Origin of the sequence: Komagataeibacter intermedius TF2, assembly GCF_000964425.1 — a bacterium.
In the GTDB taxonomy this organism is placed as follows: Bacteria; Pseudomonadota; Alphaproteobacteria; order Acetobacterales; family Acetobacteraceae; genus Komagataeibacter; species Komagataeibacter intermedius.
Genome location: NZ_BANF01000039.1, coordinates 45,562 through 66,279 on the forward strand (window position 1 = coordinate 45,562; position 20,718 = coordinate 66,279).

A 20,718-nucleotide genomic window follows, 5' to 3' on the forward strand; every position below is an offset into this window, starting at 1 on the left:
CACAGATGTCAGACGCCCCCGATACCGCCTCCGCCCTGACGGACCCCACGCGCCGGGCGGAAGCCCGCGCCCGGCTTGACCGGCTGTGGGGACGTGGCGCACGCTTCCTTGGCAGCGAATACGCGCTGCTGGCGGGCGCCATGTCATGGGTCAGCGAACGCAACCTTGTATCCGCCATTTCCAATGCCGGCGGCTTTGGTGTTCTGGCCTGTGGCGCGATGGAACCTGCGCGCCTGGCCGAGGAAATCGCGGCGACGCAGGCGCTGACCACACGCCCGTTTGGCGTCAACCTGATCACCATGCACCCGCAGCTTGATGAACTTGTGCGCGTCTGCATCGACGCGGGCATCACGCATGTGGTGCTGGCTGGCGGCATTCCCTCCGGCCCGGTCATCCGCGCCATCAAGGAAGGGGGCGCCAGGGTCATCGCCTTCGCGCCCGCGCTGGTCCTGGCCAAGCGGCTGGTGCGCCTTGGTGTCGATGCGCTGGTGATCGAGGGATCGGAAGCGGGAGGCCATGTCGGTCCGGTTTCGCTGACCGTGCTGGCGCAGGAAATCCTGCCCCATATCCATGACGTGCCGGTATTCGTCGCCGGCGGCCTGGGCCGGGGGGACGCGATCCTGTCCTATCTGGAACAGGGGGCTTCGGGCGCGCAGCTTGGCACGCGCTTTGCCGCGTCGCGTGAGAGCATCGCGCATGAAAACTTCAAGAAAGCCTTCATCCGCGCCAATGCGCGCGATGCGGTTACGTCCGTGCAGCTTGATGAACGCTTTCCCGTCATACCGGTCCGCGGGCTGAACAACGCCGGCACGCGGCGTTTCGTGCAGCACCAGGCGGAAACGCTGCGCCGTTTCCAGGCCGGTGAACTGACCAAGGAAGCGGCCCAGCTGGATATCGAACATTTCTGGGCTGGCGCGCTGCGCCGCGCCGTGGTGGATGGCGACGTGGAAAACGGTTCCGTCATGGCGGGGCAGTCGGTCGGCATGATCACGGGCGAGCAATCCGTCGGTGAGATCATCAAGGAACTGGTCGATCAGGCCATTGATGCCCTGATCCGTCAGGAGGAGAGGGCCCGCTACGGATGAGCGACGGCAAACGCATTTTCCGCCCAAAACCCGCGTCGGGCACGACAGCCTCGGCACCCGGCACGACACCCATCGCATCGGTAGGGGACATATTGCGTGCACGACGCGAGGAACTGGGGTGGAAACTGCCCGATGTCGCGGCATGGCTGCGCATCCGCCTGCCGTATCTGGAGGCGCTGGAAGCCGGTCGCCCCGGCGAACTGCCCGGCAGCGCCTATGCCGTAGGCTTCCTGCGCACCTATGCCAAGGCGCTGGGACTGGAGGCTGAACCGCTGGTCGAACGCTTCAAGGTCGAAAGCCGTGGCGCATTCACCCGCCGATCCGAACTGTCCTTTCCCGTGCCGCTGCCCGACCGGGGGCTGCCCATGGGGGTGCTGCTGTTATGCGGTATCGTCATTCTGGTGGGGGCCTATATCGGCTGGTACAGGCTGACCGGCACGGACGGGCTGGGCCATGACCTTCCGGGCAAGCTGACCCTGCCAGGAATTTCTTCGTCATCCACCACGGCGTCGCCGCAGGTGGCATCCGTCCTGCCCCCCGCTGATGAACGGCCCGAACCCCCGCCACAACCGCTTCCCCAGCAGGAGCGCGACGCCCTGACCGGCACGCCTGCACCCGTGCAGCAGGCAGCACCGTCAATGCCCGAACCCGCCCCGGCGGCCCCCACGCAGCCACTGGAGAAAATGGGCGAGGACCGTAATGTACTGGCGCAGCAGGCCGCCGCAGCGGCACAGCCCGCGGCACCCACGGATGGCGTAACCCTGAACGCCACCGCCGCGACATGGGTGCAGGTCCGCAAACCCGGTGGGCCCGTGCTGTATGATCACGTCATGCAGCCCGGGGAAACATGGCAGACGCCACAGGACCAGTCCGGCCTTGTGCTGACGGTTGGCAATGCGGGCGGCCTGACACTGGTCGCGGGCGGCGTCACGACACAGCCGCTGGGCCGGAATGGGGAAGTACGGCGTAACATTCCGCTCAGCCCCGCAGCCGTGGCGGACGGGTCGGTCATGCATGCCAGCCCGGCACCCGTCATCCACCCGTCCGCGCCGTCATCCACGGCCAGTACGCAGGCCCCTGATTCACCATCCATAACGGGAAGTGGCAATAATCTTTCGCCGCCCCTCCCGCAGCACATCGATCCGGAGTAGAATGGTCTCCATACGGCATGGTCCCCTGAGGGTCACCATGCCGGAAACCGGCATGTAACAGATCCACGGGCCGTGCCACGCCCCGCCACGGCGGGCCGGAGCACAAACCGCCGCCTTATCTGGAGGGCACATAATGAGCAGCTATCGTCCTTATCAGCACATCGAGCGCCGCAAGTCGCGGCAGATCCATGTCGGCAACGTGCCGGTCGGTGGTGACGCCCCGGTTTCGGTCCAGACCATGACCAACACCCTGACCACGGACGCCGAGGCCACGATCGCACAGATCCGCCGCGCCGAACTGGCGGGCGTGGACATCGTGCGCGTTTCCTGCCCCGATGAGGAAAGCACGAAGGCGCTGGCCGAAATCGTGCGCGAAGTGAACGTCCCCATCGTAGCGGACATCCACTTCCACTACAAACGCGCCATCGAGGCCGCAAAGGCCGGCGCGGCCTGCCTGCGCATCAACCCCGGCAACATCGGCAGCGCCGAGCGCGTGCGCGAGGTCGTGAACGCGGCAAAGGACCACAACTGTTCCATCCGCATCGGGGTCAACGCCGGTTCGCTGGAAAAGCACCTGCTGGAAAAATACGGCGAGCCGAACCCCGACGCGCTGGTGGAAAGCGCGCTGGAACACGCCAAGATCCTTGAAGATCATGATTTCCATGAATTCAAGATCAGCGTGAAGGCGTCGGATGTGTTCATGGCGGTCGCGGCCTACCAGCAGCTGGCCGATGTATGCGACCATCCGCTGCATATCGGCATTACCGAAGCGGGCAGCAAGCGCGCCGGCACGGTCAAGTCCTCCATCGGGCTGGGCAACCTGCTGTGGGCGGGCGTGGGTGACACCATGCGCGTTTCCCTGTCGGCAGAGCCGGAAGAGGAAGTGCTGGTCGGCTGGGATATCCTGAAGTCGCTTGGCCTGCGCCACCGTGGCGTGAAAATCATTTCCTGCCCGTCCTGCGCACGTCAGGGCTTCAACGTGATCCAGACCGTGCAGACGCTGGAAGACCGGCTGGCGCACATCAAGACGCCCATGACGCTGTCGATCATCGGCTGCGTGGTCAATGGCCCTGGCGAGGCGCTGATGACCGATATCGGCGTGACCGGCGGCGGCTCGGGCCGTCACATGGTCTATTCCGCGGGCAAGCAGGACCACACCATGCCGGCTGGCGACATGATCGAGCACATTGTCGATCTGGTCGAAAAGAAGGTGGCCACGCTGGAAGCAGCCGACGCCAACAACACCCCGGCTGAGGAAATGGCCCGCGAGGCCAGCATGTCCACCACGGACTGAATGATACGCCGCGCGCCGTAAAATGGCGCGCGGCCTGACCGGCGGCCCACATGCAGGCAGGGCCGGATTGAATGCAGGAATATCGCGTAGTGAGCAGCTTACAACCCGTTCGCGGCACCCATGACCTGATTGGGGAGGACCGCAGGCGTTTCAACCATGTTGTGGAAACCGCGCGCCGAATTGTCAGCCTGTACGGGTTTGACGAATGGGCGACACCGGTTTTTGAAGACACACGGGTCTTTTCACGCTCGCTGGGCGATACATCCGATGTCGTCTCCAAGGAAATGTATACCTTCGAGGACCGGGGCGGCGAATCCCTGACCCTGCGCCCCGAGGGCACGGCCGCCATCTGCCGCGCGCTGGTCACCAACGGGCTGACACAGTCCCTGCCGCAGAAGGTGTTCTATGCCGGACCGATGTTCCGCTACGAACGCCCGCAGAAGGGACGCTATCGCCAGTTCCACCAGATCGGGGCGGAACTGCTGGGTGCTGCCGAACCTCTGGCCGATGCCGAAGTCATCGCCATGGGGCGTGACGTGCTGCAGGGGCTTGGCATTGCGCATGACGTAGTGCTTGAACTCAACACACTGGGCGACATGGCCAGCCGCGATGCGTGGCGCACCGCCCTGATCGCCTATTTCAGCGACCGGCGCGCTGACCTGTCGCCCGACAGCCAGGCCCGGCTGGACCGCAACCCGCTGCGTATCCTGGACAGCAAGGCGGCACAGGACCGCGCATTGCTGGCCGACGCCCCGATGATCGCCGATTTCCTGACGCCGGACGCACTGGCATTCTGGGACGACCTGCGCCGGACGCTGGATGTGATGGGCGTGCGCTTCCGTGAAAATCCGCGCATCGTACGTGGGCTGGATTATTACGGGCATACCGCCTTCGAATTCGTAACCGAGCGCCTTGGGGCGCAGGGTACCGTGCTGGCCGGTGGCCGGTATGATGGGCTGGTGGCCGAAATGGGTGGCCCGAAAACCCCCGCGATCGGCTGGGCTGGCGGGATCGAACGCCTGTCCATGCTGCTTGAAGACATTCCCGCCGATCCGCGCCCGGTTGCCGTCATTCCAATGGGGTCGGATGCGCAGGCTGCAGCCATAACCGTCCTACAGGCGGTGCGTGGGGCCGGCGTGCGGGCCGAAACATCCTATCGTGGCAACATGAAACGCCGGATGGAACGCGCCAACCGCATGAACGCCACCCATGCCATCGTGATTGGCAGCGAGGAAATCGCGCGCGGCGTGGTGCAGGTCAAGGATCTGGACAGCGGGCAGCAGACCGAAGTGCCGATGGATGGCGTGGCGGCTTTCCTTGTGTCCGGAACACCCAAAAAGGCCTGATCGTGGCAAAGTTTGACGACCGTCTGGACCGCATTGTCGCCCGGTGCGAGGAACTGCAGGCCCTTCTGGCGGAAGGGATGTCGGGGTCCGATTTCAGCCAGGCCTCACGCGAATACGCGGAACTGGAGCCGATCGTCGCCCGCGTCAGCGCGCTGCGCACGGCGGAACAGGCGGAACATGACGCAACCCAGATGCTGGCCGATCCTGAACTGAAGGAACTGGCGGAAGCCGAACTGGAGACCCTGCGCAGGCAGATACCCGAACTGCGTCATGACATCCGCCTTGCCATGCTGCCCCGCGACGAGGCGGACGAACGCAGCGCCATCCTGGAAATCCGTCCCGCAGCGGGCGGGGATGAAGCGGGACTGTTCGCGGCGGAACTGTTTGGCGCGTACCAGCGATATGCCGACCAGCGTGGCTGGCGGTTCGAGGTGCTGGAATATGATCAGTCCGAACTCGGTGGCCTGCGCGAAGGGATCGCGAGCATTACCGGGCGCGGCGTATTCGCGCGGCTGAAATACGAATCCGGCGTGCACCGTGTCCAGCGCGTGCCCGCGACCGAAAGCCAGGGCCGCATCCATACCTCCACCGTGACGGTTGCCGTCCTGCCCGAAGCGGAGGAGGTGGATGTGGAGGTGAACGAAACCGACCTGCGCATTGATGTCTACCGGGCGTCCGGGGCAGGGGGACAGCACGTCAACAAGACCGAAAGTGCCGTGCGCATCACCCATCTGCCCACCAATATCGTCGTGGCGATGCAGGAAGAAAAAAGCCAGCACAAGAATCGCGCCAAGGCGATGAAGATCCTGCGCGCGCGCCTGTATGAACGCAATCGCGCCGCAGCCCACGAAACCCGCGCCGCCGACCGCCGCGCGCAGGTTGGCACGGGCGACCGTTCGGAACGCATCCGTACCTACAATTTCCCGCAGGGGCGCGTCACCGACCACCGCATCGGGCTGACGCTGTACAAGATCGACCGGGTCATGGCGGGGGAACTGGATGAATTCGTCGATGCGCTGACGCAGGAAGAACAGGCAGCACTTCTTGCAGCAGATGACAGCTGAACATCCTTACGATGTTGGCGCGGCACACAGGCTGCTGCGGCCGGGATGGCGTTCAACCACATTCGGGTCATCCGGGTCGGCCAGATAGAATTCGGTAAAATTCCGCGCGCCAAGGGCAACAAGATGATGGCCGTCGGGTTCATGCAGCACGCCTTCGCCACTGACCTGATGAATTTCAATCCTGCCCCCGGGACGGCGGATCGTAATCTCGCCACACAGGGCGTAGCTGTGGTTTACACGGCTGACCGCTGTCTCCACATGGGCGGTCTGGCTGGTATGGTCGTGATCAAGGCGGAAGGTCGCGACAAGCTGTTCATCAACGTACAGACGCGAGATCTCGGAGACTTCCCCATCACCATACCCGTCCTCGACATCGAACGATCCCGCAAGGGCAGGCGTGGCAAAGCTGACGCACACCATGGTGGCCATAAGGATGTTTGTCAGGCGAAGTGGAAAGGCAGGCAGTTGCATAATGCCCCAGTATGACGGAAATCGGCCACGATGAAAGATGCCATGACACAGGCACCCGTAAATTTACGCCATCTGCTATCCGACGCCACGGCCCGCCTGCGCGCCGCCGGGATTGAGGCCCCCCAGCGCGAAGCCCGGCTTCTGGCGGCCCATGCGGCGGACTCCGACCTTGCGGGACTGCTGCGCATCGATACGCTACCGCCCGCGGCCCATGCGGCCTTCGTGCAGACCCTGCATCGCCGTCTGAACCATGAACCGATGGCCTATATTACCGGGCATACGGGGTTCTGGTCACTGGACATAGCGGTTTCGCCCGCGACGCTGATCCCGCGCGCGGATACTGAAACACTGGTGGAGGCCGTTCTGGACCATCTGCCGGACCGTAACGCCCCGCTGCGCGTGCTGGATATCGGGACCGGCACGGGCTGCCTGCTGCTGGCGGTACTGGCGGAATATCCGCGGGCCGTGGGAACGGGCACTGATCTTAACCCTGATGCCGCGCGCCTTGCCGCCCGTAACGCCACGCGCAACGGGCTTGCGGCCCGCGCGGCCATGCTGTGCTGCAACTGGGCCGATGGCATTACGGGGCCGTTCGACCTGATCCTGAGCAATCCACCCTATATTCCACATGCCGACCTGAACGGGCTTATGCCTGAAGTCGTGCGCCACGAACCGGCGCGTGCACTGGATGGCGGGGCCGACGGACTGGTCGCCTATCGCGCACTGTCCGCAATACTGCCTGACCTGCTGGCGCCCGACGGGATTGCGGTATTGGAACTGGGCATTGGCCAGGAGCACAACGTGCCTGCCATCATGCGCCAGCGCGGGCTGCATGTGCTGGAAATCCGCCCTGATCTGGGGGGAATAGGGCGGGCGCTGGTCGTGAAAAAATAATTTGGCAGACAGAAACAGGCGGGCTATATTGCCAAGGCGCAGGGAACACGAACACCATACCCATTTTGCTGTTCCGTTTCCGCGCGGGCGATCCCGATTGCAAAACAGAAAAGCTGGCGTCATGAACCGGAATGGTTCCGCCATGCGCAGGGATCCGTGTCCGGTCTCGTACCGGACAACCACTATGGCAACAGACGGGACGGTCAGATCGTCCCACGGTCCAGGGCAGCGCCGGCGACCGGCAACAGGAAAGTGCTGCGACAGCTTATGAACATGAAACGCATGCGAGGTCGTCACAATCGTTCGGGCGGCAGCAATGGCGGAAGCGTGCGCCATAACAATGGCCAGATCCCGTTAAACCGCAACCATGTATTCGACAGCAACGGGCCTGACCTGCGTGTGCGCGGCACGGCGCAGCAACTGTTTGAGAAATACCTGCAGCTGGGCCGTGATGCCAGCAGCACAGGTGACCGCGTGATGGCGGAAGCCTATTTCCAGCATGCCGAACATTACTTCCGCATTCTCAACGCCATGACGCAGGCGGCACAGCAGAGCCAGCAGGAACGTCAGGAACGCATGGCCGCCCGCCAGCAGCGCCCCGCTGACAATCGCCAGCCCTCTGACGCCAGCAGCGAGGACGCGGCCGAACAGCCAGCCTCCCAGCCGCAGGCAGCCGAACCGGCGGAAACCGCCCCGCAGCCGACCGTAGCCAGCGAACCGGCACCAGCGCCAGCACCGCGTGCGCCCCGCGCGCCGCGCCGTAACAGCCGTGCCAGACCGCCGGTTGAAAAGAAAGAAGAACTGGAATCCACCCCGTCCTGAATGGGAACAACCCCGTCCGCCTTGCCGGGCGGGGCTTCGTGGGACGTCAGTCGCGATTACGTATGCGCGTCAACCAGACGCCAGACCTTGCGCCTGCGCCCATCGCTGGCGTCCGGGGCATCTTCCACCGTGACCAGCCCCTGATTGCGCAGCGCCTGCAGCGCCAGCCGGGCGTGATAGGTTCCCAGTTCGGGGAACAGGTCACCAATTTCCCGCACTGAACGGGCTTTCCCGTCCGACAGGATCTTCAGCACGATCTGCCGCTTGCTGTCATGATTTGTCATGCGCCAGGATCGATGCTGAAAAAAAGTCATGTCTTTTCTATACCAGATCCGTCCCCAATGGCCTAGCGCGGATACAGCCCTCACTTACACCGGATGTGCCAGCACGGTCCGGATGGCGGCCGTCAGTTTCCCCAGTTCGGGCGCGGTTATGTTAAAAGCTGGCGTCAGATAGACGATATGACGGAATGGCCGCACCCAGACCCCCTGTGCGATCAGGGCGGCCTTCAGGGCATTCATGTCACGTATGCGATCCAGTTCCACCACGCCGATCGCGCCCATCACACGTACGTCCACCACATGGGGCAGGTTACGGCACGGTTCCAGTTCCGTGCGCATCTGCTGTGCGATCCGTGCCACCTGATCCTGCCAGTCCCCGCGTTCAAACAGGTCCAGCGAGGCATTGGCGCAGGCGCAGGCCATGGCGTTGGCCATGAAGGTCGGCCCATGCATGAGCGCATGCATGGGATTGTCCGACAGGAACGCATCGAACACATGCGTGCGCGCAACAGTCGCCGCCAGCGCCATCGTTCCCGCCGTCAATGCCTTCGACAGGGTGATGATATCGGGCACGATCCCGGCCTGTTCACATGCGAACATGCTGCCCGTGCGACCAAAGCCGGTAAATATTTCATCCAGTATCAGCAGCACGCCATGCCTGTCGGCCAGCATGCGCAGGGTGCGCAGCACGTCCGGCGAATGAAACAGCATGCCGCCTGCGCCCTGTACCAGTGGCTCGACAATAATCGCGGCAATACTGTCGACCGATTGCGTCAGTAATGCATCCAGCGCCCGGGTGCTCCGCGCATCGACAGGCAGGTCGGCAATGAAATGTTCCGGCAACGCCCCCTGATACAGGGAATGCATACCTTCCTCCGGGTCACACACGGCCATGGTGGCCATCGTGTCACCATGGTAGCCGCCACGGAAGGCCACCAGCTTCGTCCGTCCCGTCCGGCCACGGTTCAGCCAGTACTGGATGGCCATTTTCATCGCGACCTCGACCGCGACGGAGCCGGAATCGGTAAAGAAAACCCGCTCCAGATCCCCCGGCAGCATGGCGGCCAGACGGCTGGCCAGCGTCAGTGCGGGCGCATTGGCCAGACCGCCGAACATGACATGCGGCATGCGCCCGAGCTGGTCGCTGACAGCAGCGCGGATATGGGGATGGTTGTAACCATGGCAGGCCGTCCACCATGATGCGATGCCATCAATCAGTTCCGACCCGTCCGCCAGCGTAATGGTGCGCCCCTGCGTGCTGACGGCAGGCAGGGGGGGAAGGGCTGTCTGCATCTGGGCATAAGGCAGCCAGACATGCTTCATGCCGCGTTCCAGCCATTGGGGTCCATGCATGCGACCACTCCGTGATATTGCGTAGGCGGGATTGACCGGGGCAGCATGCTCCGGCAGGAGAATGCGCTTCATGGCCCGTTTTGATCCAATTTTCCAGACCGCGCTCGATCATATGGCGGATACGCATACCCGTCGCGTGCTGCGCCCCGTCCAGCATGTGGGGGCTGCCACCGTCATCCGTGACGGGCGGGAACTGGTCAATTTCTCATCCAATGACTATCTGGGCCTGTCCCACCATCCCGCACTGGCGGCGCGGGCTGCCGAATGGCTGCGCCTTGACGGCACCGGGTCTGGCGCATCGCGTCTGGTCACCGGAACCAGCCCGCGCCATATGCACGTCGAGACACGGCTGGCGGCATTCAAGGGGTGCGAGGGCGCGGTCATCCTGGCCAGCGGATGGCAGGCCAATGCGTCGGTACTGGCGGCGCTGCTGCGACTGGCGGCGGGGCAGGGCGCGCCGCCGCTGGTTTTCACCGACCGGCTGAACCATGCCAGCCTGCATCAGGGCTGCATGGCTGCCGGGGTGCGGCAGATCCGTTTCCGCCATAACGACCTGGACCATCTGGACAGCCTGCTGGACCGCCATGCTGGCAACGATCGTGCCATGCGGGTGATCGTGACAGAAAGCGTCTTCAGCATGGATGGCGACCGCACCGACATTGCACGACTGGCCGCGATTGCGCGGCGGCATGGCGCCTTCACCTATGTTGATGAAGCCCATGCCACCGGCGTGCTGGGCCCGCAGGGACGCGGGCTGTGCGCCGAATACGAGATCGATCTGGTCATGGGAACGTTCAGCAAGGCGCTGGGCGGCTTCGGGGCGTATGTGGCCGGATCGCGGGCGTTGTGCGACTGGCTGGTCAATGCGTGTTCGGGCTTCGTGTTCACGACCGCCCCGCCACCCGCGGTTCTGGGGGCAATGGACGCGGCGCTGGAACTTGTGCCCACACTGGACGAGGCGCGGGCACGGCTGGCCCGCAATGCCGCACATATCCGCGATGTCATTCAGGGATGCGGCCTGACGTCCGGCCCGTCCACCACGCAGATCATACCGATCATGATGGGGGAAGCGACACGCGCGCTGGCCTTCGCGGCCCGGCTTGAGGCCTGTGGCGTTCTGGCTACCGCCATCCGTCCCCCCACGGTCCCGCCCAATGGCAGCCGCATCCGACTGGCGCTGAGTGCGGCCCATACCGGCAGCATGATTGACCGGCTGGCCACCGCCATCACCCATGCCGCGCGGGAGAGCGCGTGAGCATGCCGGCCTCATCGCTTCCCGTCGTGCTCGTGCACGGCTGGGCGTTCGATCCGTCGTTCTGGGATACGGTCCGTGCCGCCCTTGGTACGATTACAATACAAAGTCAGTGCCTTGATTTCGGCTTCTTCAGCCCACGTCCCGCCATGGACCTGCCGCAGGTTCCCTATGTTGCCGCGGGGCATTCCCTTGGCGCGCTCTGGCTGCTGCGCCATCATGGGCCCTTGTGTCGCGGGATGGTGCTGATAAACGGTTTCAGCCGGTTCGGGACAGCAACGGATTTTCCCCATGGCATTCCACGCCGCGTGATCGAACGCATGCGTGCCGGACTGCTGCGGGACCCCGAAGGCCTGCTGCACGGCTTCCGCCAGCGGGCCGGCATTGATACCCCGGTGCCACCCCATATCGAGCGTGGCCGGCTGGAGCAGGGACTGCAGGCCCTGATGGATATGGATTGCAGGAATGACCTGAAACGGGCCACGTGCCCCGTTCACATCATTGCCGGAACAGAAGACGCCATTGCGCCCCCAACCCTGACCCATGCCTGTTTTACGCCCGGCAGTGGTGTGGACGCCCCCCAATGGCTGGATGGTGGACACCTGCTGCCCCTGACCCATGCCACCACCTGTGCCCGGGCCATTGCGGGCATGACCCGACGGATAACCGCATGATGACCAGCAAGGACCGCATCGCCACCCGCTTTGGCGCGGCACGGGGATATGATCAGGCCGCCCGTATCCAGCGTATTGCCGCAACCGAACTGGCACGCCGCATTGCCACCCGGCATGCCGGTGCGCCACCCGCGCGCATTCTGGAAGTCGGCTGCGGAACAGGCTTCCTGACCCGGGAGCTCCGCAGGCTGTTCCCAACCGCCCACATCACCGCCACCGACATAGCGCCCGCCATGCTGGACCGCGTGGCCCGGCATATGCCCGATGACGCGCGTCTGGTACTGCGCCGCATGGATGCCGAAGCCCCGGACGTGAAGGGGCCGTTTGACCTGATCTGTTCCAGCATGGCCATGCAGTGGTTCCCGGACCGCACACGCACATTGCGCGCTCTGGCGAACCTGCTGGCGCCAGGGGGGCTAATGGCGATGAGCACGTTATGCGCAGGCAGCTTCAGGCAGTGGCGGGAGGCATATGCGCAAGCCGGGGTGACGTGTCCCACGCCGGATTACCCAGGCGCAGACCAGCTACAGGCCGAATGGCCCGCATGCGGCGCAGGGCAGTGGCAGGATGCCGAAATTGTCGACACCCCGGTCTCGCCACTGGCGTTCGTGCAGGAACTGCGCGCCATCGGGGCCACGCATGTGGAGCATCCACCCGCAACGGGCGCGCAGTTGCGCCGTGTGCTGGCGGCGGCGGAAACAGATGGCCCGTTCGCCATTTCATACCATGTTGGCTACGGGCTGTTCCGCCGCGCGACGTGGCCGGGCGTGTTCGTCACCGGCACGGATACGGATGTGGGCAAAACGGTGACATCCGCCGCACTGGTACGTGCATGGAACGCATCGTACTGGAAACCATTGCAGAGCGGCACGGACGATGCCCCGTCCGACAGCACGGGCGTGCAGCATCTGGCAGGTCTGGAACCCGCGCGTATCCATCCGCCCGCTGCCACGTTCGGGGCATCCCTTTCGCCCGAGGACGCGGCGTCCGTAGCCCATACCCGCATTGATCCCGCCACGATCGCACTGCCGCGCCATGCGGCCACTAACAGGCCGCTGGTTGTGGAGGGGGCGGGCGGCGTGTTTGTGCCGATTGCCGAAAATTACCTGATGATCGACCTCATGGTCCGGCTGGCCCTGCCGGTGGTGCTGGTGGCCCGCAGCCAGCTTGGCACGATCAACCATACGCTGCTCAGCCTTGCGGCATTGCGCGCGCGCGGGCTGCATGTGGCGGGGGTGATCCTGAACGGTGCACCCGAACCCCATGGGCGCAGCGCCATCGAACGCCACGGCCAGGTGCGCATACTGGCCGAATTCCCGCCCATTACCCCCATGGGGCCGGAAGCGGTGGCGCAACTGGCCGCTCGCCTGCCCACATGGGATCAGATGACGCGGGACAAGTCCTAGTAACGGCGGATCAGGCCCGCCAGCGTACCCTGCACGCTGACCCGGCCAGCCGGCAGTACCCGGGTTTCATACAGGCTGTTGGCGGGGATCAGCGCAATATCGCCACCTTCACGGCGCAGGCGCTTGAGCGTGACTTCCGCCCCATCAATCAGGGCGACGACGATCTGCCCGTCACTGGCCTGCGCGCCTTCACGGATGATAACCATGTCGCCATCCAGAATACCCGCCTCCTGCATGGAATCCCCCGTGACCTCCAGCGCGTAATGGCTGGCCTTTCCCAGCATGGTGGCCGGGACGGTAATGCGGGTGGTTTCCGGCGTGATCGCCTCGATGGGGTTGCCTGCGGCGATGCGCCCCACAAAGGGCACGTCCACCACGCCCGCCAGTATCGCGGGGGCGGGCACGCTGTCCGGCACAGGCGTGGGCGAATCGGACGGGGCAGGCGTGGGCGGCACATCGATATCAGGCAGACGCAGGATTTCCAGCGCGCGGGCGCGATGATGCCTGCGGTGCAGGAAGCCCCGTTCCTCCAGCGCCGAGATCAGACGGTGAATCCCGGATTTGGAGCGCAGGCCCAGCGCATCCTTCATCTCATCAAACGATGGGGAAAAACCCGTCCTGCGCAGGTGGCCGTCAATAAACAGCAAAAGCTCATGTTGTTTCTTGGTGAGCATGCCACATATCCTTCTGCCGCTGGCGCTGTCGCCGGGTCCGAAACGCGATGGAACAAATCAAAAACCTGTCTCGTGTTCTACATTGGTTCCACACGCTCCGTCAACCGGCATCCAACACCTATTCCAGAACGCGGTCGATACGGATGATCTCGCACGGATCGCCCGCCTTCGCCGGTGGCGCATTGGGCGCACGCAGGACCAGCGCCGCACTTTCAGCCAGCACATGCAGCATGGCCGAATCCTGAACGGGGAAGGGCGTGGCCACCAGTCGCCCGTTCCCGTCATGATCCAGACGCGCGCGCAGATGATCCATGCGCCGGTCGTTTTCGGGCACGTCCGCCCCCAGGACAGCGTGTTCAGGCGGCATGACCGGCATGGCAAGCCCCGCCATGCGACGCAGGGCAGGCAGGACGAACACGACCGAGCAGACAAACGCCGCCACGGGGTTACCCGGCAGCCCGATAAAGGGCAGGCGCTCCAGGTGCCCGTACATGAGCGGACGGCCCGGCCGCATGGCGATTTTCCAGAAATCGGTTTTCAGCCCGACCTGTTCCAGCCCACGCCGCACAAGATCATGGCTGCCCACGCTGGCGCCGCCCGCGGTCAGCAGCATGTCTACGCCATCAACCATGCGTTCCAGCGTGGCAAGGTCGGCCATGTCATCGCGCACGACCGGCAGCATGACCGGTTCGGCTCCCGCCGCACGCAGCAGGGCAGCCAGCATGGGGGTATTGGAATTGACGATCTGTCCCGCCCCGATCCCGCTACCGGGCAGCAGCAGTTCATCCCCCGTCGCGGCAATGGCCACGCGCGGACGGCGCGTTACCTGCACCCAGGCATGGCTGGCGGCCGCGGCAAGGCCGATGTCACGCGCGGACAGCCTGCGGCCTGCGGGAATGATGTCCTGACCTTCGGCAAAATCCTGCCCCTTCCGCCGGATATAGGTGCCGGGCGCAAGGGTGGTCGTGGTGGTCACGGATTGCCCTTCGGCCTGTGCGTTTTCCTGGATCAGGATGGCGTCCGCACCAGATGGCACGACCGCGCCGGTGAAAATGCGCACGCATTCCCCCGGTCCGACCTGCCCCGCAAAAGGATGGCCCGCAGGCGCCGATCCGATACAGGTCAGGCGCGTGCCCTGTGCCGACAGGTCCGCCGCGCGCACGGCATACCCATCCATGGACGAGACATCGGCCGGGGGATTGGACAGCCGTGAAATGACGGGGGCCGCGCTGACACGCCCACAGGCATCGGTCAGGGCCACGACCTCGGCAGGGAGGGGAAACACCCCGTCCAGAATCCGTTTGCGCGCTTCCGGGACGCTCAACATCGTGCACTGCACTCCTTTTTTTACCCATTGTGGACGAATTTAATCAGAAATATCGGTTGGGGTGCTTGACCTGCGCCTTGTGTATGCGCATTTTCCGCCCACTTGAACCACTGCTGTACCTGAATGTTCCAGCAGCGGCAAAGCAGTGCTGAGGATATCATGGCCAAGACCAACACCATCCAGATCAAACTCGTCTCCACGGCGGACACCGGCTACTTCTACGTGACCAAGAAGAATGCCCGTGCCCAGACCGGCAAGATGGAAATGCGCAAATACGACCCCGTCGCCCGCAAGCACGTGGCCTTCCGCGAAGCGAAGATCAAATAATCTTCCGCGCAAACGGATACAAAAAAACCCCGGGGACGTTCCCGGGGTTTTTTTGTGCCTGCCACGCAGGGAATCAGTACAGGTGGTCGTGCTCACCATAGGGGACGACGATTTCATCCTGCCGGGCAAGGTTCTGCATGGAACGCGCGCGTTCATCCAGCAGGTCGGTATCCAGCGCTCCTTCCTTCAGCCCGCGCACGCGGCGCAGCCATACGTCCTGTTCCGCAGCCGCGTCCTTCTGCGCGGAACGCGCTTCATCCAGCAGGTGCAGCTGTGCGGCATAACTGTGCAGCCCATGTTCGCCCCGCATGACATTCCAGCCGAAATAGGCCGTAAGCCCGATGAACAGGGCAGGGGGAATGGTGGCGCCCATCACACGCCGTATGATCTTACCCAGCTGCATCGTATTCCTTTTCCTGCCTTGCCCTGTTGCCGGACGGGATTACCCCGTCCGGCATGGCGTGTCACCCGTTCTTCAGGATCGTACGCCCGGCATAGCGGGCCGCCGTGGCCAGTTCGTTCTCGATACGGATCAGCTGATTGTATTTCGCGGTCCGGTCCGAACGCGAAAGCGATCCGGTCTTGATCTGCCCGCAATTGGTCGCCACCGCCAGATCGGCGATGGTGCTGTCTTCCGTTTCACCCGAGCGGTGGCTCATCACCGCCGTGTAACCGGCATGCTGCGCCATCTGCACGGCTTCCAGCGTCTCGCTCAGCGTGCCGATCTGGTTGACCTTGACCAGCAGCGAATTGGCGACACCCGCCTTGATGCCCCGGCGCAGACGGTCGGGATTGGTCACGAACAGGTCGTCACCCACAAGCTGCAGCTTGTGCCCCAGGTTGGCGGTCAGTTCGGCCCAGCCTTCCCAGTCATCCTCCGCCAGACCATCCTCGATCGAAATGATGGGATAACGGGCGGACAGGTCGGCCAGATAGGCGATCATGCCGGCGGCGTCGAGGCTCTTATCCTCGCCCTTCAGTTCATAGCGGCCGTTTTTGTAAAACTCGGTCGCGGCGCAATCGAGTGCAAAGGTCACGTCATCGCCGGGCCTGTAGCCTGCGGCCTCGACCGCGCGCATCATGAAGCCCAGTGCCTCGTCGGCGGATTTCAGCGCAGGCGCAAACCCGCCTTCGTCACCGACATTGGTGTTGTATCCCGCACCTGACAGGCTTTTCTTGAGCTGGGCAAAGATTTCCGATCCCATGCGGATCGCATCCGTCACCGTGGGCGCACCCACCGGCTGGATCATGAATTCCTGAATGTCGATGGGGTTGTCGGCATGCTGGCCGCCGTTGATGATGTTCATCATCGGAACCGGCAGGGTGCGGGCGTACACACCGCCGACATAGCGGTACAGCGGGGTCTGCAGTTCCTCGGCCGAGGCCTTGGCCACCGCCAGCGACACGCCCAGAATCGCGTTCGCACCCAGACGGGACTTGTTGGGGGTGCCATCGAGGTCGATCATCGCCTCGTCAATGGCGACCTGATCGGTCGACTCCACGCCCTGCAGGGCTTCAAGGATCTCATGCTCGACATGGCTTGCCGCCTTGAGCACGCCCTTGCCGCCATAGCGCTTGGGGTCGCCATCACGCAGTTCAACAGCTTCATGCGCGCCGGTGGACGCGCCCGAAGGGACGGCAGCACGGCCTTTTGCGCCAGATGCCAGTTCGACATCCACCTCGATGGTGGGGTTGCCGCGGCTGTCGAGTATTTCACGGGCGATGATATCGATAATGGCGCTCATGGTATCTGTTTCCTCAGATTTGACATTATGGGGATACGGCATACGACCGCATGCATATCCTGCCCCACGATAACAGATGCCACGCATCATGCCAGAGCAGGCTATGCATACAACATGACAAGGATAGGAGAGACCTGCCGTGAAACGCCTGCCACTGCTTGCCATCGTCACCGCGCTGGCAAGCCTGCTGCCACTGGTTGGCTGCACATGCGCTATCCTGTTCCTCACACCCGATCATACGCCCCGCCTGCTGACGGCGGCAGTCGGATATGGCGCGGTCATGCTGTCCTTTCTTGGCGCGGTCCACTGGGGGCTGGCGCTGGAACAGCCGGACATCATTCCCGCTGGCGGCACGCAGCGCCTGACCAACCTGCGCCTTGCCATGGGGGGTGCGCCTGCTGTCGTTGGCTGGGTGGGGCTGTGCTTCGCCACGGTGCACGAACTGATCGGGCTGCTGATCCTGATCGCAGGATTCGCCGCTACCGCCGTGGTGGAACGCATGGCCTGGCAGCGCGGGGCCATGCCGCGTGGGTACATGACATTGCAGTGGTTTGTCATCTGTCTGGCGGAACTGTGTTTCCTGACCATACTGGCCGCCTGCATGGGTATGCGACCCCATTGATATTCAGGAAAATCATAAAGAAATTTCTGATGAAGCTATTTTTTAAATCGTCGCCAATCCAGACAATAAAAAAACCCCGGCATGCACCGCATGCCGGGGTTTTCCGTATTCAGGCCATGACCGCCTAGCTGTTCTGCAGACCCCGCAGAACATCCGCCGGGCGGACCGGCATGTGACGCAGGCGCACGCCCACGGCGTTGAAGATGGCATTGCCAATGGCAGGCCCGACCACCGTCGTGCCGGGTTCACCCAGACCCATCGGCTTTTCGGTGCTGGGCAGGAACTCGATGTCCATTTCCGGCGTGTCGGCAATACGCAGCGGCGTGTAGGTGTTCAGGTTACGGTCAACCGGCATGCCGTTCACGATTTCCGTATTTTCGAACAGGGCCATGCTCAGCCCCCACAGCGCGGCGCCCTCGGTCTGGGCCTTCGCGCCATCGGGATCGACCACGGTGCCGGCATCGACGACAATGGTCAGCTTCTGGCATGTCACCACGCCCGTGCTGCGGTCCACATGCACCTGCGCCACGCAGCCGATCCATGTCGGCATGCCGCGTTCCTGTCCGGCCGTGGTGGCAAGGCCCATCGCGGTGTCCTTGGGCAGGGTGGTCTTGCCCCAGTTCACCTTTTCCATAAGCCTGCGCACGACAGCGGCCTGACGCAGCGCGCCGCCAACGGAATCGGGTGCCTGCCCCTTGTTCCGGCCCTGCGCGGTCAGCAGTTCAAGGCGGAACTGGGCGGGATCCTTTTTCTGGCGGTGCGCGACCTCATCAAGGAAACACTCGATCCCCCAGCTGGTCCAGCCGGGACTGACCGAACGCAGCCAGCCGGGACGGAAGGTCTTTTCCGCCAGGTCGTTACGCAGCGCACGCACCCGGAAGGCGCCAACTTCATACCAGTGATCGCCACCAGCGATGGCAAACTGGTCATACGGCTTGCCATCCACGCCCTTTTCCATGAACGCTTCGGCCATCACACCCGTAGGCCAGCCTGCTGCAGCCTGATAATCCATGGAGGTGATCCGGTCACTGCCGTCAAAGGCCATGCGTACGCGCTGGACCGAAGGCGAACGGAAGGAATCGAACTGCATGTCATCCGACCGAGTCAGGATCAGCTTGACCGGCTTGCCACCCAGCGCCTTGGACGCAAGGGCGGCCGGGATCATGTAATCCCCGTTCAGACGGCGGCCAAATCCGCCACCTAGCAGGTAGCTGCGCAGGATGACCTTGGATTCCGGCACCTGCAGCGACTTGGCCAGCGTGGGCAGGATCAGGCTCTGCCACTGGTTACCCGCATGGATTTCGTACACGCCGTCCTTTTCAAAGGCCAGCGCATTGGTCGGTTCCAGCTGGTAATGCAGCACGGATGCACAGGTATATTCCTGTTCCATGACCGTATGCGCGCTGCTGAAGGCCTGGTCCACGCCATCATCATTGAAGATGTAGACGCCGCCATCCTTGTTGCTGATCAGTTCGCGCCCGCGGTCCTGAATGTCGCGTTCGGACGTGTGGATCGTCTCGCCCGGCGTCCAGTCAACCTTCAGCGCATCTGTCGCGCGGATGGCAGCGCTGTAGCTTTCGGCCAGCACCACAACCCAGCCCTGAACAACCTCGGACGGATCCTCGATCAGCAGATAACGGACATAACCCTTGATCTTCTTGGCGTCGGTATCGTCAACCGAACGCACCCTGGAGCCATAGCGCGTGGGCGGCATCTTGGGCCGGGCATACAGCATGCCCTCCACCCTGGCGTCGATTCCGTAAATGGCCGTGCCGTTGGTCTTGGCGGGAATATCCAGCGCCTTGAGTTCGGCATTGCCGATCAGCCTGCGCTCGCTGGCGGGCTTGAGCGGCAGCCTGGCCATTTCCTCCGGCGTGAAGGAATGGGACGGATGCCCCTTGGCCACAATGTCGCCAAAGCTGATCTGCTTGCCACCGGCACTGACAATGCTGTTGGCGACGGTACACTTGTCCGGCGTGGTGCCCAGCAGGCGGGCGCCTTCCTCCACCATGGCCGTGCGCGTCGCGGCGCCGGCCTGGCGGAAGACATCCCATGTCATCCACACCGACCAGCTGCCACCGGTGACCATCAGGCCCCATTTGGGGTCGGTGTCCACGTAATTGATGCGGACCTTGCTCCAGTCGGCTTCCATTTCATCCGCGATGATGCGGGCGAGGGCAGTGCCGATATGCTGGCCCATTTCCGCGCGGATGATGTTGACCGTGATTTCCCCATCGGGTGCGATCGAACACCAGATGGTGGGTTCGAACGCCCCGTCCCCCGGCAGCGACCGGTCGAGCGGGAAAATCTGGTTGGCGGATGATGGACGCGCGAAGCCAAACATGACGCCGGCGCCCAGAGAGGTGACAAGGAAGCCGCGACGTGACAGGGAAGCCTGTTCACGGCGTCCGTCCTTGCCAAGGCGGAAGCGGTTTAATCTACCCATTTGATGCATCTCCGCGTGCGGTGGCCGCGGCCTTCTTGATGGCCTCACGAATGCGAATGTAAGTCATGCACCGGCACAGGCTGCCAGCCATGACGGCATCGATTTCCTCATCCGTGGGAGAGGGGTAATCCTTCAGCAGGCTTATGGCCTGCATGATCTGCCCGGACTGGCAGTAGCCGCACTGCGGCACCTGGATTTCACGCCAGACCTGCTGCACGGGATGATTACCCTCGGGATCGATGCCTTCGATCGTGGTGATGTCAGCGCCTTCGGCGGCGCTGATGGGGGTCACGCAGGAACGGGTGGCCCGGCCACCGATATGGATGGTGCACGCACCACACATGCCGATGCCGCAACCGAATTTCGTTCCGGTCAGGCCAACTTCGTCACGGATGACCCACAGCAGGGGGGTATCACCCGGTACGTCAACGGTTACTTCCCGTCCATTGAGGCGAAAGGTCGTCATGTTCTAGCTCCGTCTTTC

The 20,718-nt window shown here is 63.6% G+C and carries 21 protein-coding genes; 12 read left to right on the forward strand and 9 right to left on the reverse strand.

Going from position 1 to position 20,718, the window contains the following annotated elements; translation table 11 throughout:
* Window positions 1-5 precede the first annotated feature (5 nt).
* The 5 genes from B7449_RS07695 (at window position 6) to prfA (ending at window position 5,940) form a co-directional block, all read left to right on the forward strand.
* Entirely contained in the window at window positions 6-1,085 is a 1,080-nt protein-coding gene (locus B7449_RS07695; protein WP_141654711.1) for an NAD(P)H-dependent flavin oxidoreductase, read from the forward strand.
* The gene (locus tag B7449_RS07700) at window positions 1,082-2,236 is read left to right on the forward strand and encodes a helix-turn-helix domain-containing protein (protein WP_039734268.1); all 1,155 of its coding nucleotides are present in this window, start codon (window positions 1,082-1,084) and stop codon (window positions 2,234-2,236) included. Before B7449_RS07695 ends, B7449_RS07700 begins: the two co-directional genes overlap by 4 nt.
* 133 nt (window positions 2,237-2,369) lie before the next feature.
* Window positions 2,370-3,530 (forward strand): flavodoxin-dependent (E)-4-hydroxy-3-methylbut-2-enyl-diphosphate synthase, encoded by a 1,161-nt coding sequence (gene ispG, locus B7449_RS07705; RefSeq protein WP_010513457.1) that lies wholly within the window; start codon window positions 2,370-2,372, stop codon window positions 3,528-3,530.
* A gap of 89 nt (window positions 3,531-3,619) precedes the next feature.
* On the forward strand, window positions 3,620-4,876 hold the full coding sequence (gene hisS / locus B7449_RS07710; protein WP_039734270.1) for a histidine--tRNA ligase: 1,257 nt from the start codon (window positions 3,620-3,622) through the stop codon (window positions 4,874-4,876).
* A gap of 2 nt (window positions 4,877-4,878) precedes the next feature.
* Window positions 4,879-5,940 (forward strand): peptide chain release factor 1, encoded by a 1,062-nt coding sequence (gene prfA / locus B7449_RS07715; protein ID WP_039734272.1) that lies wholly within the window; start codon window positions 4,879-4,881, stop codon window positions 5,938-5,940.
* Between the two features lie 6 nt (window positions 5,941-5,946).
* Here the strand turns inward: prfA and B7449_RS07720 are convergent, their stop codons facing one another.
* Window positions 5,947-6,411 carry a hypothetical protein gene (locus B7449_RS07720; RefSeq protein WP_039734274.1) on the reverse strand — a complete coding sequence of 155 codons (465 nt, stop codon included), beginning with the start codon at window positions 6,409-6,411 and terminating at the stop codon, window positions 5,947-5,949.
* A gap of 30 nt (window positions 6,412-6,441) precedes the next feature.
* Here B7449_RS07720 and prmC point away from each other — a divergent pair, with 30 nt between their 5' ends.
* Together prmC and B7449_RS07730 are read left to right on the forward strand one after the other, a co-directional pair.
* A complete protein-coding gene (gene prmC / locus B7449_RS07725; protein WP_039734276.1) occupies window positions 6,442-7,305 on the forward strand; it encodes a peptide chain release factor N(5)-glutamine methyltransferase in 864 nt (287 codons plus the stop codon).
* Window positions 7,306-7,587: 282 nt separating this feature from the next.
* Window positions 7,588-8,127: a DUF4167 domain-containing protein gene (locus B7449_RS07730; protein ID WP_235721016.1), complete on the forward strand. Its 540-nt coding sequence runs from the start codon at window positions 7,588-7,590 to the stop codon at window positions 8,125-8,127.
* Between the two features lie 56 nt (window positions 8,128-8,183).
* Here the strand turns inward: B7449_RS07730 and B7449_RS07735 are convergent, their stop codons facing one another.
* Window positions 8,184-8,441 (reverse strand): hypothetical protein, encoded by a 258-nt coding sequence (locus B7449_RS07735; RefSeq protein ID WP_039734280.1) that lies wholly within the window; start codon window positions 8,439-8,441, stop codon window positions 8,184-8,186.
* Between the two features lie 54 nt (window positions 8,442-8,495).
* Window positions 8,496-9,761, reverse strand: coding sequence for an adenosylmethionine--8-amino-7-oxononanoate transaminase (locus tag B7449_RS07740; RefSeq protein ID WP_039734282.1), 1,266 nt, complete (start codon window positions 9,759-9,761; stop codon window positions 8,496-8,498).
* 61 nt (window positions 9,762-9,822) lie between these two features.
* Between B7449_RS07740 and B7449_RS07745 the strand changes: the two genes are divergently transcribed.
* From B7449_RS07745 to bioD, 3 genes are read left to right on the forward strand one after another with little or no spacing between them, the layout of a single operon-like run.
* A complete protein-coding gene (locus B7449_RS07745) occupies window positions 9,823-11,016 on the forward strand; it encodes an aminotransferase class I/II-fold pyridoxal phosphate-dependent enzyme (protein WP_039734284.1) in 1,194 nt (397 codons plus the stop codon).
* Window positions 11,017-11,018: 2 nt separating this feature from the next.
* A complete protein-coding gene (locus B7449_RS07750) occupies window positions 11,019-11,687 on the forward strand; it encodes an alpha/beta fold hydrolase (RefSeq protein ID WP_039734286.1) in 669 nt (222 codons plus the stop codon).
* Window positions 11,687-13,093 carry a dethiobiotin synthase gene (gene bioD / locus B7449_RS07755; protein ID WP_039734345.1) on the forward strand — a complete coding sequence of 469 codons (1,407 nt, stop codon included), beginning with the start codon at window positions 11,687-11,689 and terminating at the stop codon, window positions 13,091-13,093. Before B7449_RS07750 ends, bioD begins: the two co-directional genes overlap by 1 nt.
* Here the strand turns inward: bioD and lexA are convergent.
* Window positions 13,090-13,767 carry a transcriptional repressor LexA gene (gene lexA / locus B7449_RS07760; RefSeq protein ID WP_039734289.1) on the reverse strand — a complete coding sequence of 226 codons (678 nt, stop codon included), beginning with the start codon at window positions 13,765-13,767 and terminating at the stop codon, window positions 13,090-13,092. The genes bioD and lexA overlap by 4 nt on opposite strands.
* A 118-nt stretch (window positions 13,768-13,885) precedes the next feature.
* Complete coding sequence (locus B7449_RS07765) at window positions 13,886-15,094, reverse strand: molybdopterin molybdotransferase MoeA (protein WP_039734290.1); 1,209 nt, start codon at window positions 15,092-15,094, stop codon at window positions 13,886-13,888.
* A gap of 159 nt (window positions 15,095-15,253) precedes the next feature.
* On the opposite strand from B7449_RS07765, the gene rpmG reads away from it, so the two are divergent.
* Window positions 15,254-15,421 (forward strand): 50S ribosomal protein L33, encoded by a 168-nt coding sequence (gene rpmG / locus B7449_RS07770; RefSeq protein WP_003620129.1) that lies wholly within the window; start codon window positions 15,254-15,256, stop codon window positions 15,419-15,421.
* A gap of 73 nt (window positions 15,422-15,494) precedes the next feature.
* Here rpmG and B7449_RS07775 read toward each other — a convergent pair whose 3' ends face one another.
* Both B7449_RS07775 and eno read right to left on the reverse strand, forming a co-directional pair.
* Window positions 15,495-15,824: an FtsB family cell division protein gene (locus tag B7449_RS07775; protein ID WP_039734292.1), complete on the reverse strand. Its 330-nt coding sequence runs from the start codon at window positions 15,822-15,824 to the stop codon at window positions 15,495-15,497.
* Window positions 15,825-15,885: 61 nt separating this feature from the next.
* Window positions 15,886-17,166 (reverse strand): phosphopyruvate hydratase, encoded by a 1,281-nt coding sequence (gene eno / locus B7449_RS07780; protein WP_039734348.1) that lies wholly within the window; start codon window positions 17,164-17,166, stop codon window positions 15,886-15,888.
* Between the two features lie 139 nt (window positions 17,167-17,305).
* Here eno and B7449_RS07785 point away from each other — a divergent pair, with 139 nt between their 5' ends.
* Window positions 17,306-17,788 carry a DUF3429 domain-containing protein gene (locus B7449_RS07785; RefSeq protein WP_039734293.1) on the forward strand — a complete coding sequence of 161 codons (483 nt, stop codon included), beginning with the start codon at window positions 17,306-17,308 and terminating at the stop codon, window positions 17,786-17,788.
* A 124-nt stretch (window positions 17,789-17,912) separates the two neighbouring features.
* Here B7449_RS07785 and B7449_RS07790 read toward each other — a convergent pair whose 3' ends face one another.
* On the reverse strand, window positions 17,913-20,234 hold the full coding sequence (locus B7449_RS07790; RefSeq protein ID WP_039734294.1) for a xanthine dehydrogenase family protein molybdopterin-binding subunit: 2,322 nt from the start codon (window positions 20,232-20,234) through the stop codon (window positions 17,913-17,915).
* Window positions 20,227-20,700 carry a (2Fe-2S)-binding protein gene (locus B7449_RS07795; RefSeq protein WP_010513474.1) on the reverse strand — a complete coding sequence of 158 codons (474 nt, stop codon included), beginning with the start codon at window positions 20,698-20,700 and terminating at the stop codon, window positions 20,227-20,229. Before B7449_RS07795 ends, B7449_RS07790 begins: the two co-directional genes overlap by 8 nt.
* Window positions 20,701-20,718: the final 18 nt, after the last annotated feature.